This is a genomic window from Tepidimonas sp. (assembly GCF_046292505.1).
GTDB lineage: Bacteria > Pseudomonadota > Gammaproteobacteria > Burkholderiales > Burkholderiaceae_C > Tepidimonas.
The window spans coordinates 1-15038 of the sequence record NZ_JBKBQX010000003.1; the positions used below are offsets into that span (position 1 = coordinate 1).

Annotated in this window: 16 protein-coding genes, 1 tRNA gene and 1 pseudogene; 11 read left to right on the forward strand and 7 right to left on the reverse strand. The window is 69.8% G+C overall.

The features are described from left to right. Window positions 1-109: 109 nt before the first annotated feature. Together ACK4TH_RS02330 and mutM are read right to left on the reverse strand one after the other, a co-directional pair. A pseudogene (locus ACK4TH_RS02330) lies at window positions 110-667 on the reverse strand (dynamin family protein); the annotation flags it as partial. Between the two features lie 94 nt (window positions 668-761). Next, entirely contained in the window at window positions 762-1574 is an 813-nt protein-coding gene (gene mutM, locus ACK4TH_RS02335; protein WP_409622122.1) for a bifunctional DNA-formamidopyrimidine glycosylase/DNA-(apurinic or apyrimidinic site) lyase, read from the reverse strand. A gap of 75 nt (window positions 1575-1649) precedes the next feature. On the opposite strand from mutM, the gene ACK4TH_RS02340 reads away from it, so the two are divergent. The 7 genes from ACK4TH_RS02340 (at window position 1650) to pth (ending at window position 7157) form a co-directional block, all read left to right on the forward strand. Continuing rightward, window positions 1650-3086 (forward strand): tetratricopeptide repeat protein, encoded by a 1437-nt coding sequence (locus ACK4TH_RS02340; protein WP_409622125.1) that lies wholly within the window; start codon window positions 1650-1652, stop codon window positions 3084-3086. Further along, window positions 3083-3577 carry a lipoprotein insertase outer membrane protein LolB gene (locus ACK4TH_RS02345; RefSeq protein ID WP_409622128.1) on the forward strand — a complete coding sequence of 165 codons (495 nt, stop codon included), beginning with the start codon at window positions 3083-3085 and terminating at the stop codon, window positions 3575-3577. Before ACK4TH_RS02340 ends, ACK4TH_RS02345 begins: the two co-directional genes overlap by 4 nt. Before the next feature lie 4 nt (window positions 3578-3581). Beyond that, the gene (locus tag ACK4TH_RS02350; protein ID WP_409622131.1) at window positions 3582-4478 is read left to right on the forward strand and encodes a 4-(cytidine 5'-diphospho)-2-C-methyl-D-erythritol kinase; all 897 of its coding nucleotides are present in this window, start codon (window positions 3582-3584) and stop codon (window positions 4476-4478) included. A gap of 64 nt (window positions 4479-4542) precedes the next feature. Then, window positions 4543-4619 (forward strand) — tRNA-Gln (locus ACK4TH_RS02355). A gap of 27 nt (window positions 4620-4646) precedes the next feature. Next, the gene (locus ACK4TH_RS02360) at window positions 4647-5633 is read left to right on the forward strand and encodes a ribose-phosphate pyrophosphokinase (protein ID WP_068610373.1); all 987 of its coding nucleotides are present in this window, start codon (window positions 4647-4649) and stop codon (window positions 5631-5633) included. Between the two features lie 150 nt (window positions 5634-5783). After that, complete coding sequence (locus ACK4TH_RS02365; protein ID WP_409622135.1) at window positions 5784-6410, forward strand: 50S ribosomal protein L25/general stress protein Ctc; 627 nt, start codon at window positions 5784-5786, stop codon at window positions 6408-6410. 138 nt (window positions 6411-6548) lie between these two features. Beyond that, entirely contained in the window at window positions 6549-7157 is a 609-nt protein-coding gene (gene pth, locus ACK4TH_RS02370) for an aminoacyl-tRNA hydrolase (RefSeq protein WP_409622138.1), read from the forward strand. Here pth and ACK4TH_RS02375 read toward each other — a convergent pair. Genes ACK4TH_RS02375 through ACK4TH_RS02395 form a run of 5 tightly spaced genes read right to left on the reverse strand, consistent with a single transcriptional unit; the run spans window position 7154 to window position 11370 of the window. Further along, window positions 7154-7438: a YfhL family 4Fe-4S dicluster ferredoxin gene (locus tag ACK4TH_RS02375; protein WP_409622141.1), complete on the reverse strand. Its 285-nt coding sequence runs from the start codon at window positions 7436-7438 to the stop codon at window positions 7154-7156. The genes pth and ACK4TH_RS02375 overlap by 4 nt on opposite strands. A gap of 38 nt (window positions 7439-7476) precedes the next feature. Next, on the reverse strand, window positions 7477-7986 hold the full coding sequence (coaD, locus tag ACK4TH_RS02380) for a pantetheine-phosphate adenylyltransferase (RefSeq protein WP_409622144.1): 510 nt from the start codon (window positions 7984-7986) through the stop codon (window positions 7477-7479). Continuing rightward, window positions 7983-8651, reverse strand: a complete 669-nt coding sequence (gene rsmD, locus ACK4TH_RS02385) for a 16S rRNA (guanine(966)-N(2))-methyltransferase RsmD (RefSeq protein ID WP_409622147.1) — start codon at window positions 8649-8651, stop codon at window positions 7983-7985. Before rsmD ends, coaD begins: the two co-directional genes overlap by 4 nt. Then, window positions 8591-9931 (reverse strand): M16 family metallopeptidase, encoded by a 1341-nt coding sequence (locus ACK4TH_RS02390; protein ID WP_409622150.1) that lies wholly within the window; start codon window positions 9929-9931, stop codon window positions 8591-8593. The genes rsmD and ACK4TH_RS02390 overlap by 61 nt, the downstream gene beginning before the upstream one ends. Then, window positions 9928-11370, reverse strand: a complete 1443-nt coding sequence (locus ACK4TH_RS02395) for a M16 family metallopeptidase (RefSeq protein WP_409622153.1) — start codon at window positions 11368-11370, stop codon at window positions 9928-9930. The genes ACK4TH_RS02390 and ACK4TH_RS02395 overlap by 4 nt, the downstream gene beginning before the upstream one ends. A 30-nt stretch (window positions 11371-11400) precedes the next feature. Between ACK4TH_RS02395 and ftsY the strand changes: the two genes are divergently transcribed. From ftsY to ACK4TH_RS02415, 4 genes are all read left to right on the forward strand, one after another. Continuing rightward, window positions 11401-12501, forward strand: a complete 1101-nt coding sequence (gene ftsY, locus ACK4TH_RS02400) for a signal recognition particle-docking protein FtsY (protein ID WP_409622156.1) — start codon at window positions 11401-11403, stop codon at window positions 12499-12501. A 173-nt stretch (window positions 12502-12674) separates the two neighbouring features. After that, complete coding sequence (locus ACK4TH_RS02405) at window positions 12675-12977, forward strand: c-type cytochrome (RefSeq protein ID WP_409622159.1); 303 nt, start codon at window positions 12675-12677, stop codon at window positions 12975-12977. 20 nt (window positions 12978-12997) lie between these two features. Continuing rightward, complete coding sequence (locus ACK4TH_RS02410) at window positions 12998-14281, forward strand: FCSD flavin-binding domain-containing protein (RefSeq protein WP_409622162.1); 1284 nt, start codon at window positions 12998-13000, stop codon at window positions 14279-14281. Window positions 14282-14410: 129 nt separating this feature from the next. Further along, window positions 14411-15034 carry a c-type cytochrome gene (locus ACK4TH_RS02415; RefSeq protein WP_409622165.1) on the forward strand — a complete coding sequence of 208 codons (624 nt, stop codon included), beginning with the start codon at window positions 14411-14413 and terminating at the stop codon, window positions 15032-15034. Window positions 15035-15038: the final 4 nt, after the last annotated feature.

A 15038-nucleotide genomic window follows, 5' to 3' on the forward strand; every position in this document is an offset into this window, starting at 1 on the left:
GTGTTTGTGTGTGCGGAGCTCTGATACAACGAGTTTGGACACTTCCGAAAAGAGCTCACACGGTGCGGACTGGTACTACGAGTCGACAATTTCGCGTGACGCTACTTGACTCGACCAGCCCATCGGCCCCGGGCAGCGGGTTGTCCTCGGGGGTATCGTCGTGCCAGAAGCCCAGCGCCCGGGCCTGCTCGACCGGCACGCGCTGCACCTCGGCCACCTTCTCGATGGCGCGCGCGAGCTGCTCCGGGTCCTGCACATCCAGGTCGATGCGCTCCCAGCGCTCGGGGGCGCTGCGCCACTCCAGCAGCGACTGCGGCTGCAGCCGCGTCTCGATGGGCAACAGGCGCAGGCAAGGCGGCAGTTCGGGGTCGTAGCCCAGCTCGGTGGGGCACATCGTCGTGCGCCCGGCGCTCGCGGGCATGATGCGGCGCCCGTAGCCGGCAAAAAACACGGCATTGATGAGCTCCGACTTGCCGCGCGAAAACTCCGCGACGAAGGCCACCATCACCTTGTCCGTCTGGAGCTGGCACTGCAGGCGCTGCAGCCGCTCGTGCAGCCCGGCATCGAGCAGTTCGCGCGCCGCCAGCGCATCGGCCAGGGTGCGCAAGCGCTGCGCCTGCTCGCGGCGCCAGGCGCTGTGGGCGTCGAAATCGTGGGCAAACGACATGAGCGGTGGCGGCGGATCCGTCGGTCGGGTCACTATACACCCCACCGGCCGCGCCGAGCGTCCCTGGTGCAGGCCCGCCGCTCAACGGGGGCGCTCAACGCGCCTGGCAGCGCGGGCAGTAGTAGGTGGAGCGCTGGCCCTGGCGAACCATGCGGATCGGCGTGCCGCAAACCCGGCACGGCTGGCCGGCGCGGTCATACACCCACATCTCGAGCTGAAAGTAACCGCCCTGCCCATCGACGCGAAAGTCCCGCAGGGTGCTGCCCCCGACGGCCAGCGCGCGCTGCAGCACCTGGCGGATGGCGGCATGCAACCGGGCCACACGCGGCCGGCTCAGGCGCGTGGCGGGCGTGGTGGGCCGAATGCCCGCCAGAAAGAGCGCCTCGCTGGCGTAAATGTTGCCGACCCCGACCACGACGTCGCCCGCCAGCAGCACGGTTTTGATCGGAGCGCGCCGGCCGCGCAGCGCGGCGTGGAAGCGAATCGGGTCAAATGCGGGCTCCAACGGCTCCACCCCCAGACCGCCCAGCAGTCGCTGCGCCACCGCATCGTCCTCGCCGCGCGCATGGACCACGGCGCCAAAGCGGCGCGGATCGTGCAGCCGCAACGTGCCGCGATCGGTGTGCAGGTCCACATGGTCGTGACGCCCCGGTGGCGGCAGCGCGTCGCCCATCGTCAGGCTGCCCGACATGCCCAAGTGCAACAGCAGCAAGCCCTCGTCCAGATCGACCAGCAAATACTTGCCCCGCCGCCGCACCGCCCGCACCTGGCGCCCCACCAGCGCCTGCGGCGCCACCCCCAGCGGCCAGCGCAACGGCTGCCCGAGCCGCACGGCAGCGATGCGCGCGCCGACCAGCCGGTCGGCGATGCGCAGCCGGGTGACTTCGACTTCGGGCAACTCGGGCATAGGGATCGACGCGCCAGGGCATGAACGAACGCGCTGGATTATGATCAATCGGGCATTGCCCGTAACGGAACCTCCATGCCGCGCCTGCGCCCCCTGCTCGTCACCCCCTGGCTGCTCGGTTGCCTTTGGCACACCCCTGCAGCCCTGGGGCAGACGGTTCCCATTCCGTCCAACACGCCCGCGGCGCAGACCCCGCAGCCCTCGGCACTGGACGCCGAGCTGTTTTATCAGCTTCTGCTGGGCGAGCTGCAGCGCCGCACCGACCCCGGCGCGGCGTATTCCCTCATCCTCGATGCGGCCAAGCGCACGCGCCGGCCGGATCTGTTCCAGCGCGCCATCGAAATCGCTCTGCAAGGCCGCGCCCCCCAGGCCGCGCTGGCCGCCGCGCGGGACTGGTCGGCGGCGCTGCCTGGCGACGACGACGCGCGCCGCACCGAGCTGCAACTGCTGATCGGCATGCAGCGGGTGCGCGACATGGGGCCGGCGCTGCGCGATTGGATCCGAGCCGTCCCCGCTGCGCGCCGCCCCGGGCTGATTGCGCTCGTCCCCACGGCGCTCGCCCGTGCCACGGACAAAGCCGAGGCCGTGGCTGCCGCCCGCGTGGCGCTAGAACCCTCCCTGCGCACGCCGGAGACCGCTGCTGCGGCCTGGGCCGCGCTTGGGCGCGTGCAGCGGCAGGCCGGACAAGACGCCGACGCCTTGCAATCCGCGCGCCAGGCCATGCGCGCCGACCCCCGCTCCGCACCCGCGGCACTGCTGGCGCTGGAACTGCTGGACGCCTGGCCGGCCGATGCCGAATCCCTGCTCCAGCGCCATCTGCTCGCCACGCGGGACGCTGCCGCCGACGCCGACCCCGCCCTGCGCATCGCCTACGCCCGAGCACTGGCGGAGCGTGGCCGGCTGCCCGAAGGCCGCGCCCTGCTGCAGGCGGCACCGTCCCTGGATGCCGAAGGCCAGCGCCGCCTGCGCGTGGCCGAAGCCCGCCTGCTGCGCGATCACGACCACGCTCAGGAGGCCTACGACCTGCTGAGCCAAGCGCTGCAGACCGCACCAGCCGACACCGATCTGATGTACGAACAGGCCATGGTCGCGGAACGGCTGGGGCGGCTGGCCGAGATGGAGCGCCTGCTGCGCGAGCTGATTCAGCGCCAGCCGGACGACCCCCACGCCTACAACGCTCTGGGCTACGCGCTGGCCGACCGGGGCGAGCGCCTGCCCGAGGCCAAAGCCCTGATCCAGGAAGCCCTGCGCCGCGCCCCGGACGACGCCTACATCATCGACAGCTTGGGCTGGGTCGAGTTTCGCCTGGGCAACCTCACCGAAGCGCGCCAATTGCTCGCCGACGCGCTGCAACGCCGCCCGGATGCCGAGATCGCAGCCCACCTGGGCGAGGTGCTCTGGGTGCTGGGCGAGTCCGATCTGGCCCGCGCGGTCTGGCGCCAGGGACTCGAGCTCGACCGCCGCAACCGAACGCTCACCGAGACGCTGCGGCGCCTCGGCGTGGAGCCGTGAGGTCACACCGCGGGGCGCGACGGCGGGCGGTGGCGCTCGCGCTGGTCGCCGGGGCCCTGCTCGCCGGATGCGCCACACCGCCCTCGCCGACGCCCGCGGCGTGGAGCGGGCGGCTCGCCCTCGCCCTGGCGACGGAGCCCCCCCAGCGCTGGACCGCCAGCTTCGAACTGGACGGCACGCCTGCCCACGGCGCGCTGCGCCTGTACACCCCTCTGGGGCAAACCGTGGCCACCATCCGCTGGGACGGCGCGGGCGCCTGGCTGGATCGCGGCCATGAGCCCCCTCGCCGTTACGACAGCCTAGAGGTCCTGACCGCCGACCTGACCGGCGCGCCGCTGCCGGTTGCGGCACTGTTTGCCTGGCTCGGCGGCCAGGCCCAGGATGCCCCTGGCTGGGAGGTGGACCTGACGGAGCAGCCGCAAGGCCGCCTGCGCGCGCGCCGCGCCACCCCACCGCCCGCCGCCGATCTGCGGCTGCTCTGGCAACCCTGATCCCATGCAACGACTGCTCGACGTTCCCGCCCCCGCCAAGATCAACTTGTTCCTGCACGTCACGGGCCGCCGCGCCGACGGCTACCACGAGCTGCAATCCGTCTTTCGATTGGTGGATTGGGCCGACACGCTACACCTCGAGACGCGGCGCGATGGCCGTCTGTCGCGCGAAGACCTGCGCCCCGCCGACGACGCCTCGCCCCCCCTGCCCGAAGACGACCTGTGCCTGCGCGCCGCGCGCGCGCTGCAGGCGGCCAGCGGTTGCCCGCTGGGCGCGCACATCGTGCTGGACAAGCGCATCCCCCAGCAGGCCGGCCTGGGCGGTGGCTCCAGCGATGCGGCCAGCACCCTGATGGCCCTCAACCGCCTGTGGGGGCTGGACTGGCCGCGCGCTGCGCTGATCCGCCTTGGCGCCCGACTGGGGGCCGACGTGCCGTTTTTTCTGGGGGGACGCAACGCCTGGGTCGAGGGCATCGGCGACCGACTCACCCCCGTGGACCTGCCGGCGGCCCGCTATGTGATCGTCAAGCCCGCCGCCGGCACCGCGACAGCCGCGATCTACCAGGCCGCCGATCTGGAGCGGGCCACGCCGTTGGCTATAATGCAGGACTTCGTTGCGAGCGTCACCGCCGATCCCGTTCGACTGTGGGGCCGCAACGACCTGCAACCCGTGGCCATGCGCCTGTGCCCCGACGTCGTCACAGCCCTCGAGCGGCTGACCCGTTTGGGATTGCAGCCCCGCATGACCGGCTCGGGCAGCGCCGTGTTTGCGGTCCTGCCGGGCCAAGCCGAGGTCGCTGCCGTGCAAACGGCGGACTGGCCCAGCGGCTGGCAGATTCGGGTCTGCTGCGGTTTGCCGGAACATCCGCTGGTTGGGTGGCAAAAAGACGCTATAATGTGAGTCTTGTTGCTGCAGATGCCAGCAACGCTGCATACGGTGCACCGCGTCAGCGGTGAACCGGTGTAGGGGAGTCGCCAAGTTGGTTAAGGCATCGGATTTTGATTCCGACATGCGAGGGTTCGAATCCTTCCTCCCCTGCCAAATTTCTTTCCCAGTGCCGGTAACACCATGGAACGCTCGACGCCAGCGCACGCCCCGGATTTCATGCTCTTCACCGGCAATGCCAACCCGGCACTGGCCGCGGAAATCGCCCGCCATCTGGGCACCAGCCTGGGGGCGGCCCACGTCGGCCGCTTCTCCGATGGCGAAGTCACGGTCGAAATCGGACAAAACGTCCGCGCCCGCGACATCTTTGTCATCCAGCCCACCTGCGCGCCGACCAACGAGAACCTGATGGAACTCGTCATCATGGTCGACGCGCTCAAGCGCGCATCGGCCGCGCGCATCTCGGCGGTCATCCCGTACTTCGGCTACGCGCGCCAGGACCGCCGCCCGCGCTCCAGCCGCGTGCCCATCAGCGCCAAGGTCGTGGCCAACATGCTGCAGGTGGTCGGCGTCGAGCGCGTGCTGACCATGGACCTGCACGCCGACCAGATCCAGGGCTTTTTCGACATCCCGGTCGACAACATCTACGCCTCGCCGGTGCTGCTGGGCGATCTGCGGCAGAAGAACTACCCCAACCTGCTCGTCGTCTCGCCGGACGTCGGCGGTGTGGTGCGCGCACGCGCGCTGGCCAAACAGCTCGATTGCGACATGGCCATCATCGACAAGCGCCGCCCCAAGCCGAATGTGTCCGAGGTCATGCACGTCATCGGCGACATCGAGGGGCGCCACTGCGTGATCATGGACGACATGGTGGACACCGCGGGCACACTGGTCAAGGCGGCCGAGGTGCTCAAGGAGCGTGGGGCCGAAAAAGTATTTGCCTACGTGACGCACCCCATCCTGTCCGGCCCGGCCGTGGAGCGCGTCGCCAAGGGCGATGCGCTGGACGAACTCGTGGTCACCAACACCATCCCGTTGAGCGAGGCGGCCCGCGCCTGCGGCAAGATCCGCCAGCTCACCGTGGCCCCACTGTTCGCCGAGACCATCGCCCGCATCGCCAATGGCGAGTCGGTGATGAGTCTGTTCGCCGAATCGGAAAACCAGGGCTGAGCAGGGATCGCCCGCGCCAGCCCACAGGGCATGCCGGCGCTCCCACCCGACGGGTGATCGGGGCACCGGATTTCGCGCCACCCGCCCGGGTGGCATTGTCGTGAGAATGGGGCGTGCTGGTCGCGGCCGCCCCCACAATGGAGTGAGAGCATGAAATTCACCGCTTTCGAGCGCCAGACGCAGGGCACGGGTGCGAGCCGCCGCCTGCGCAACACCGGCAAGACGCCCGGTATCGTTTACGGCGGCAATGCTGCGCCGCAAGCCATCGAGCTGGATCACAACGCCCTGTGGCAGGCCATCCAGAAAGAGGCCTTCCACTCCTCCGTGCTGGAGATGGAACTCGGCGGCCAGGTCACCAAGGTCGTGCTGCGCGACGTGCAGTACCACCCGTACAAGCCCCAGGTGCTGCATGTGGACTTCCAGCGCGTCGATGAAACCACTCGCCTGCGCAAGAAGGTGCCGCTGCACTTCGTCAACGCCGACAACAGCCCGGCGGTCAAGGCCGACAAGTGTCTGATCAACCACGTCGTCACCGAGCTGGAGATCGAGTGCCTGGCCACCCAACTGCCCGACTTCATCGAGGTCGACCTGGGCCAGTTGCACAAGGGCCAAAGCCTGCACGCCAATGACCTGAAGCTGGCGGCGGGCGTCAAGATCGTCACTCATGGCAAGCCCAATCCGACCATTGCCACCGTCGTCGAACCGGTGGAAGAAGTCGTGACCGCGCCCACCGCCGCCGCGGCCGACGACAAGAAGGGCAAGAAGGGCAAGAAGTGAGACCCTGGGGCCGCGCTCCGGCCCCACACTCGCCCCCAGCGGCTGCCCAACGCGGCCGCCGTCCTACCGAGGCCCGCATTGCGCGGGCCTTCGGTTTTGGTGCCATGATCGCCACCCCGCACACGAGGGCCCGCAACGATGTTCAAGCTGCTGGTGGGTCTGGGCAACCCCGGACCGGAGTACGAGGACACGCGCCACAACGCCGGCTGGTGGTGGATCGACCGTGTCGCGCAGGACCTGCGGGTGTCCCTGCACCCAGAGCGCACCTATTTCGGCTTGGCCGGCCGTACCACCGTCGACGGCCGCCCGCTGTGGCTGCTCAAGCCCACCACCTACATGAACCGCTCAGGCCAGTCCGTCGCCGGGCTGGCACGCTTTTTCAAAATCGCTCCGGGCGAGATCCTGGTCGCACACGACGAACTGGACCTGCCACCGGGGGACGCCCGGCTCAAACAGGGCGGTGGCCACGCCGGCCACAACGGTCTGCGCGACATCCATGCGCAATTGGGCAGCGCCGACTACTGGCGGCTGCGCCTGGGCATCGGTCACCCGGGCGTGAAAGCCGAAGTCGCCCACTGGGTGCTGCGCAAGCCGACAGCGGATCAGCGCCTGGCCATCGATCAGGCGCTGGAGCGTGCCGCGCGCGCCCTGCCGCTGCTGCTGGCCGGCGAGACCGCAAAGGCGACTGCCGCCATCCACACCAGCCAGCCGCCGCGGCCCAAGCCGCCGCGACCCGATACCGTTTAGGCCGCAGACACCGGGCGGGAGCCCGGCACCGACTTGGCTGCCTGCAGCCGCCGGTATTTTTGCCACAGCGTCTCGCGGTTCTCGGTGTGATCCGGGTTGACCGGGATGCAACTGACCGGGCAGACCTGTACACACTGGGGCTCGTCGAAGTGGCCGACGCACTCCGTGCAGCGCCCGGGATCGATGAGGTAGTGGTCCTCCCCCATCGAGATGGCTTGGTTGGGGCATTCGGGCTCGCAGACGTCGCAGTTGATGCACTCGTCGGTGATCATCAAGGCCATGGTCGGTTCCCCTGGTCAGCCTGTCGGAGTGGGCGGGGTCAGCGCTGGGGCGCGGGCAGCGCGGCAGCCAGCCGCTGCGCCACGCCCGGGTTGACCATCTGCGCCACATCCCCGCCCAGCTTGGCGATTTCGCGCACGAGGGTACTGGAAATGCACTGCACGTGGGGCTGCGGCAACAAAAACACCGTCTGCACCGCGGGCAAAAGCTTGGCATTCATGGCGGCCATCTGCGCCTCGTAATCGAAGTCGGTCACGTTGCGGATGCCGCGCACCACGGCCACCGCCCCGTACTCCCGGCAAAAATCCATGATCAGCCCCTCGAACGGCAGCACCTGCACGCCGGGGCAATCGGCCAGGGCATCGGCCACCATCGCCAGCCGATCCGACAGCGGAAACAAGGTTTTTTTGTGGTGGGCGACCGCCACCGCGACGATCAGCCGGTCGAACAGGCCGGCCGCGCGGCGGATCACATCCTCATGCCCCAGAGTGATGGGGTCAAAGGTGCCGCTGTAGACGGCGGTGCGCAGCACAGGGGTCGGGGCGTTCATGGGGCCGGATTATCCGCCGCCTGCAACAGATGGGCATGCACGGCCCCGGCCCGCAGGTGGCGGTGCAAGCGCCAGCCCAACGCCGCCACCTCATCCGGCGCCCAGGCGCGCGGGGCTTCCAGATACACCAGCCCCCCCGGGCGCAGCAGCCGCGCGGCCGCCTGCAGCGCCGCGGCATACACGCGCTCGCCGCCATGGCGGGCGTCGTCGAAGGGCGGGTCCAAAAACACCACGTCCCAGCCGCCGGCGGGCAAGGCGGCCAGCGCGGCCAGCGCATCACCGCCCACGATGCGCACCCCGTGCGCCCCGAGCCGCGCCGCGTTCGTCCGCAGCGCCTCCAGCAAGGCGGGTGCGCGCTCGATCAGCACCACCTCGGCCGCCCCGCGCGAGGCGGCCTCGAACCCCAGCGCACCGCTGCCGGCAAACGCATCGACACAGCGGCAGCCCGTCAGGTCCTGCCCCAGCCAGTTGAACAGCGTCTCGCGCACGCGGTCGGGGGTGGGTCGCAGCCCCGGCGCCTGTGCGACCGGCAGGCGCGAGCGCCGCCAGCGTCCCCCGATGATGCGCACCTCGCCGCTGGGCGCCAACCCGCGGGAGCGCGCCGTCACGGCTGGCCCCCGACCACGACGGTCACCAGCCGATCGGGCTCGATCACGCGGCGCCATGCGCGCATCAGGGTGTCCCGATCGATCGCAGCCAGCCGCGCGGTCCAAGTGTCCAGTTCGTCCAGCGGCAAGTCCGACCAGGCCAGCGCCGCCACCTGTTCGAGCACCTTGCGGTTGCTGTCGAGCCGCAGGGCAAAGCCCTGGATCAGCGATGTTTTGGCCGCAGCGATTTCGTCGTCCGTCGGCCCCTCGGCGGTGAAGCGGCGCAGCGATTCGCGCACCAGGGAGACGGCCAGATCGGCCTGGTCCGGGCGCGTCTGCAGCGTCACGGTGAAAGCTCCGGCATGCCGGCCCGCCAGAAAGTGGCTGTAGACGCCGTAGGTCAGGCCGCGCTGCTCGCGGATCTCGCGCATCAGGCGGGAGGTGAAGCCGCCCCCGCCAAAGATGTGATTGGCCAGCAGCAGCGGCAGGTAGTCGGGGTCCCGGCGGGCAATCCCCGGACGCCCGATCAGGATCTGAGCCTGCGCCGCCCCGGGAAACGGCAGGCGCAGGTCCTGCGCACGGTCCAGCGGCACGACCTCGGGCACGGCGGGCAGCGGCGCACAGCCATGCGCGGCCCAGCCGGCCAACAGGCGGTTGGCGATCGATTCGGCCTGCTCGCGGCCGATCGGCCCGACCAACGTGACGCGCGCATCGCAGGCGCGGGTGTGGCGACGATAAAAGTCCTGCAGCGCCGCCCGGTCGATGGCGGCCCAGGTGTCGGGGTTGGCTTCCGCCCCGTACGGGTGCCCCCGGTAGACCGCCTCGGCATAGCGCCGGCGCGCCAGGGTATCGGGTTGGGCCTGCGCCTCGCGCCAAGCGGCGATCAGCCGATCGCGCTCCCGCGCCCAGACCGCGGCATCGAAGGTCGGGGCGGCCAGTTGGCGGGCCGCCAGCGCCACGGCCCGCTCCAGCAGATCCGGCCGCGTGAGCGTGCGCAGCGACACGCTGAAGCGGTCGAGCGTCGCCACGGCGCTCCACTGCGCCCCCAGGTCGGCCCAAGCCTCGGTCAGGGCGTTCTCGTCCAGCGCCGGCTGACCGTCGCCGGCTTCGATGCCCCGCCCCAGCATCAGGGCCGTCGCCGCGGCCAAACCGGCTTGGCGGGCCGGATCGCGGCGGCTGCCCCCATCGGCCTCCAGGCGCACATCCAGCATGGGCAGCGCGTCGCTGCGCACCCAGTAGACCCGTGCCCCATTGGGCAGGGTCCAATGCTCGATGGGCAGCGCCGCCAGCGCCGGCAGCGACAGGCACACCGCCGCGCCCACGATCAGCCCCCGCAGGGCGGTCGACACGCGCCTCACGATCCACCCTCCGGCCGCAGCACGCCGACGGTGAGCTGCTCGTCCTGAAAATAGCGTCGGGCCACGCGCTGCACGTCGTCGGCGCTGACGGCCTGCAGCCGCTCCAGCAGCCGGGCGCCCGCGTCCAGCGGCCAGCCCAGCAACCAGTGCATGCCCAGTTCGCGCGCCTGGGCGAAGGTGGAGTCCAGCTTGTACACCTCGCTGGCCATCCACTGATTCTTGATGCGCTGCAGCTCCGCGGGGGTGACGCCCTCGCGGGCGATGCGCCCGATCTCGGCTTTGAGGGCGGCCTCTACCGCCTCCACGGCCACCCCCGCCCGGGGTGTGGCGCTGAGCAGAAACAGCTCCGGCCCGCGCCCGGCCAGCCCGTAGGACGCGCCAACCGAATCGGCCAACCGCTCGCCCCCCTGCCCTTGCACCAGGGCTCGCTCCAACCGCGCGGCGCTGTGTCCGTCCAACGCCCCGGCGAGCAGCACCAAGGCCAGCGCATCGCGCGCTTCGGCATCGTCGGCGTCCGGGTGGATCAGGCGCGGCACTCGCCAGCCCATCAGCACCGTGGGCTGCTGGGTGCGACCGCGCCACTCCAGCCGGCGCGGGCCGCGCTGGGCGGGTTCGGCATCGATCTGCCGCGGCGGCACCGCGCGCGCGGGCAGGCGCCCAAAGGTGTCCTGCGCCCACCGTCGAACCTGCTCGGGGTCCACATCGCCCACGACCACGAGGGCGGCGTTGCCGGGCACATACCAGCGCCGGTAAAAGTCGCGCACCGTCTCGGGCTCCAGGGTCTGCAAGCGGCCCATCCAGCCAATGACGGGGCGGCGGTAGGGGTGAACGGTCCAGGCCATGGCCATGAACTGTTCGTACAGTTGGGACTGCGGCTCGTCTTCGATGCGCTGGCGGCGCTCTTCCTGGACCACTGCCCGCTCGCGCACAAAAGCCTCGTCGCTCCAGGTGTTGTGGGCAAACCGGTCGGCCTCCAGGCGCATCGCCTCGGGCAGCCGCTCCGCGGGCAGCTGCACATGATAGGCCGTCATGTCGCGCGAGGTGAAGGCGTTTTCTTGCCCGCCCAGCGCCGCGATGCGGCGTGAATACTCGCCCTCCGGGACGGACGGCGTCCCCTTGAACATCATGTGCTCGAGCACATGGGCCACGCCCGATTCGCGGTCCGTCTCATCCACGGCCCCAACCCGCAGCCACAGCATCTGCACCGCCGTCGGTGAGCGCCGGTCAGGCTGCACGATGACGGTCATGCCATTGGCCAGTTGAAAGGTCTGCGCACGCGGCGGCGCCGTCGCCGCCGGGGCGGCGGCCTGCACCGCCGACGCCAGCGCGCCCGCCACCCACAGCGTGGCGCAGACAGCCCCCAGCCGCCGCCAGCCATCGCGCACGCAGCGCACGGTGCGCCCCAGACGGGCGCGGTCGAACGAAAGATACGCTTTCATAGAATATCGTCGATTCTAGGCAGCGTCTCTATGTTCAGCTTTCTCAAGAAAAAGTTCTTCGGCAGCCGCGAGGAGGAGCCCGCACCCTCTGCCGCGCCGGAGCCCGCTCCCTCGGCATCGTCCGCAGCGGCAGCCGAACCAGCGGCCGAACCGGCGAGCGTAACGCCCTCCCCCGCCCCTGCGCTCCCGGGCAATTCGGCCCCCAGCCCCACGCGCCAGGGCTGGCTGGGCCGGCTGTCCGCCGGGCTGCGCAAAACGGGCAGCAGCCTCACCGCCGTCTTTGCCGGCGCCCGCATCGACGACGACCTGTACGAAGAGCTGGAAGCCGCGCTGCTGATGGCCGACACCGGCGCCCAGGCCACCGCGCACCTGCTCGACGATCTGCGCCGCCGCGTCAAGGCGGAGCGCGCCACCGACCCGCAGCAGGTGCGTGCGCTGCTCGCGGACGCCATCACCGACTGGTTGCGCCCGCTGCAAAAGCCGCTGGCCGTCGGCGCCCAAGCCGACGGCCCGACCGTGTGGATGGTGGCCGGCGTCAACGGCGCGGGCAAGACCACCACCATCGGCAAGCTGACTTGGCATCTGGCCCACCGCGGCGCGACCGTCCTGCTGGCGGCGGCAGACACCTTTCGTGCCGCGGCGCGCGAGCAGCTGGGCGTGTGGGCCCAGCGCAATGGGGTGGACATCGTCAGCCAGGACGGCGGCGACCCGGCTGCCGTGGCCTTCGACGCCGTCACCGCGGGCCGCGCGCGCGGCAAGGACGTCGTGATCGTCGATACGGCGGGTCGGCTGCCCACCCAGTTGCATCTGATGGAGGAGCTGCGCAAGATCAAGCGGGTGGTGCAAAAGGCCGAGGCCACCGCCCCGCACGAGGTGCTGCTGGTCATCGACGGCAATACCGGTCAAAACGCCTTGGCGCAGGTCAAGGCCTTCGACGCGGCGCTGCAACTCACCGGCCTGATCGTCACCAAACTCGACGGCACCGCCAAGGGCGGCGTGCTGGCCGCCATCGCCATGTGGGCGCGCGAGCAGGGGCGCGAGTTGCCGGTCTACTTCATCGGCATCGGCGAAAAGCTAGAAGATCTGCAACCTTTCGACGCACGCGAGTTCGCCACCGCGCTGCTGGGCTGACCCGGTGCGGTGGCGTTCGGGTTGACCCGGTTTACGCGCCCGGGGGACGCGGTAAGCTTCGCGTTGGGTCCATCCCTAGAATTTCTTCGGATTGCTTATATCAGCACGTCGTGATACACAACGGTTTTGTTACGGCGCAATTGCCGCATCACCTCCAGAGGAGAAGCACAACCATGAAGGCGTATAGACACATCCTGGCAGCCGGGCTGCTGGGCGTAACCACGTTGGCGCAGGCGCAGGTGGATCAGGTCAAGGTCTGGGCAGCGGCATGCGCCAACTGCCACGGCACCAACGGCCACGCCCAGCCCGGCATGGAAGCCTTGGCCGGCAAGGACAAGGACGAGCTGGCGCAGAAGCTGCTGGACTTCAAGGCCGGCCGCAAGCCGGCCACCATCATGCACCAGCTTGCCAAGGGCTACACCGACGACGAGCTGCGCGCCATCGCCGCCTACTTCGCCGCCCAGAAAAAGCAATGAGCCGAGAGGAGGAACGCACCATGCAACGTCGTCAATTCGTCCACAGCGTCGCGGCTGGGTCCGCGCTCGGCTCGCTCGGCCTTCTTAGCGGTTGCGCCACCCCTGGGGGCGGCAGCGGCCCGCACGTCGTCGTCATCGGCGGCGGCTACGGCGGCGCCACCGCGGCCAAGTACATCCGCCTGTTCTCCGAGGGCAAGGTGCAGGTCACGCTGGTCGAGCCCAACGAGGCCTTCGTCTCGTGCCCGATCTCCAACCTGGTGATCGGCGGGATCAAGCAGATGAGCGACATCACGATCCCGTACGACAACCTGGCCAAGCGCCACGGCATCAAGGTGGTGCGCGACCGCGCCACCGCGATCGACCCCGACAAGCGCACCGTCAAGCTGGCCGGGGGGGCCGAGCTGCAGTACGACCGCCTGATCGTCTCGCCTGGCATCGACTTCATGTGGGAGACGCTGCCCGGCATGGCCAAGCCCGGCGCGCAGGACAAGGTGCTGCACGCCTGGAAGGCCGGCCCGCAAACGGTGGCGCTGCGCAAGCAGCTGGAAGCGATGCCCGACGGCGGCGTCTACGCGCTGTCGATCCCGCTGGCGCCGTACCGCTGCCCGCCCGGCCCGTACGAGCGCGCCTGCATGGTGGCGCATTACTTCAAGAAGGCCAAGCCGAAGAGCAAAGTCATCGTCTTCGATGCCAACGACGACGTCATCTCCAAGCCGGCGCTGTTCAAGAAGGCCTGGGCCGAACATTACCAAGGCATCCTGGAATACCGCCCGAAGCACCGCGTGGTCGATGTCGACGCCGCCACCAACACGCTGAAGTTCGAGTTCAACGACGACTTCAAGGCCACCGTGCTCAACGTCGTGCCCAACATGCGCGCCGGTGACATCGCGGTGCGGACGGGGCTGGCCACGGCCAACAAGCGCTGGTGCGAGGTCGACTTCCTGACCTTCGAGTCCAAGGCGGTCAAGAACGTGCACGTGTTGGGCGACGCGATCCAGATCGCGCCGCTCATGCCCAAGTCCGGCCACATGGCCAACCAGCATGGCAAGACCTGCGCCGCCGCGGTGGTCAACCTGCTGATGGGCAAGGAGCCGCCGAAGCAGCCGCTCTACGCCAACACCTGCTACAGCTTCGTCACCGACGAGGACGTGGTGCACGTCGCGAGCGTTCACCGCTACGACCCGGAGAAGAAGACCATGCTGACGGTGCCCGGCTCGGGCGGCGTCTCGGCGCGCGCCAGCGAGCTGGAAGGCCGCTATGCGCTCGCCTGGGCGCGCAACATCTGGGCGGACACGCTGGCCTGATGGCGGATCGGTCGCGCGTGCCGGGGCATGCGTACCCCGGCGCGCGCGGTCGGCTCCGCGGCCACCAGTCGGTCACGTCACGCTCCCCCGCTGCATCCGCATCCACTGGATCGAATCCCCCCCTGCGCCATGACACGTTTCTCCCGCTCGATCGCTCCGATGCGCGCTCTGGCCCTGGCGGCCGGCCTGCTCACCGTCACCACGGGTGCACTCGCCCAGGCCGACGAGGCCCGCGCACGCAAGATTGCCAACGGCGTGTGCGCGATGTGCCACGGCGACCAGGGCGAATCCACCAGCGAAATCTTCCCGCGCCTGGCCGGGCAGCACACCGAATACATCGTCAAGCAGCTCAAGGCTTTCAAAAGCGGTGAGCGCAAGAGCACGGCCATGGCCGAGATGGTGGCCAAGCTGACCGACGACGAGATGGCGGCCCTGGGTCGCTACTACGAAAAGCTGCCCGCCCAGCGCGAAAACGTCAAGGACACGGGCCTGGCGGCGGTGGGGGCTTATCTGTACCAAAACGGCAACAAGTTCAGTGGCGTGCCCGCCTGCGCGAGCTGCCACGGCCCCGATGCCCACGGTGCAACCAACCTGCCGCGGCTGGCGGGCCAGTTCTCCGGCTACCTGTTCACCCAGCTCAAGCAGTTCAACAAACGCCAGCGCACCAACGACAATGTCGTGATGCACACCGTCGCCGAGAAGATGACCGAGCTGGAGATGGCCGCGGTCGCGGAGTACCTCAGTACCAAGTGAGGCC

What these genes read in the sequence shown, in the direction of transcription:
- mutM (WP_409622122.1), bottom strand. Translation starts at nt 1,574, where the DNA reads ATGCCCGAGTTGCCCGAAGTCGAAGTCACCCGGCTGCGCATCGCCGAC.
- ACK4TH_RS02340 (WP_409622125.1), top strand. Translation starts at nt 1,650, where the DNA reads ATGCCGCGCCTGCGCCCCCTGCTCGTCACCCCCTGGCTGCTCGGTTGC.
- ACK4TH_RS02350 (WP_409622131.1), top strand. Translation starts at nt 3,582, where the DNA reads ATGCAACGACTGCTCGACGTTCCCGCCCCCGCCAAGATCAACTTGTTC.
- ACK4TH_RS02360 (WP_068610373.1), top strand. Translation starts at nt 4,647, where the DNA reads ATGGAACGCTCGACGCCAGCGCACGCCCCGGATTTCATGCTCTTCACC.
- ACK4TH_RS02365 (WP_409622135.1), top strand. Translation starts at nt 5,784, where the DNA reads ATGAAATTCACCGCTTTCGAGCGCCAGACGCAGGGCACGGGTGCGAGC.
- pth (WP_409622138.1), top strand. Translation starts at nt 6,549, where the DNA reads ATGTTCAAGCTGCTGGTGGGTCTGGGCAACCCCGGACCGGAGTACGAG.
- ACK4TH_RS02375 (WP_409622141.1), bottom strand. Translation starts at nt 7,438, where the DNA reads ATGGCCTTGATGATCACCGACGAGTGCATCAACTGCGACGTCTGCGAG.
- coaD (WP_409622144.1), bottom strand. Translation starts at nt 7,986, where the DNA reads ATGAACGCCCCGACCCCTGTGCTGCGCACCGCCGTCTACAGCGGCACC.
- rsmD (WP_409622147.1), bottom strand. Translation starts at nt 8,651, where the DNA reads ATGGCGCCGCGTGATCGAGCCCGATCGGCTGGTGACCGTCGTGGTCGG.
- ACK4TH_RS02395 (WP_409622153.1), bottom strand. Translation starts at nt 11,370, where the DNA reads ATGAAAGCGTATCTTTCGTTCGACCGCGCCCGTCTGGGGCGCACCGTG.
- ftsY (WP_409622156.1), top strand. Translation starts at nt 11,401, where the DNA reads ATGTTCAGCTTTCTCAAGAAAAAGTTCTTCGGCAGCCGCGAGGAGGAG.
- ACK4TH_RS02405 (WP_409622159.1), top strand. Translation starts at nt 12,675, where the DNA reads ATGAAGGCGTATAGACACATCCTGGCAGCCGGGCTGCTGGGCGTAACC.
- ACK4TH_RS02410 (WP_409622162.1), top strand. Translation starts at nt 12,998, where the DNA reads ATGCAACGTCGTCAATTCGTCCACAGCGTCGCGGCTGGGTCCGCGCTC.
- ACK4TH_RS02415 (WP_409622165.1), top strand. Translation starts at nt 14,411, where the DNA reads ATGACACGTTTCTCCCGCTCGATCGCTCCGATGCGCGCTCTGGCCCTG.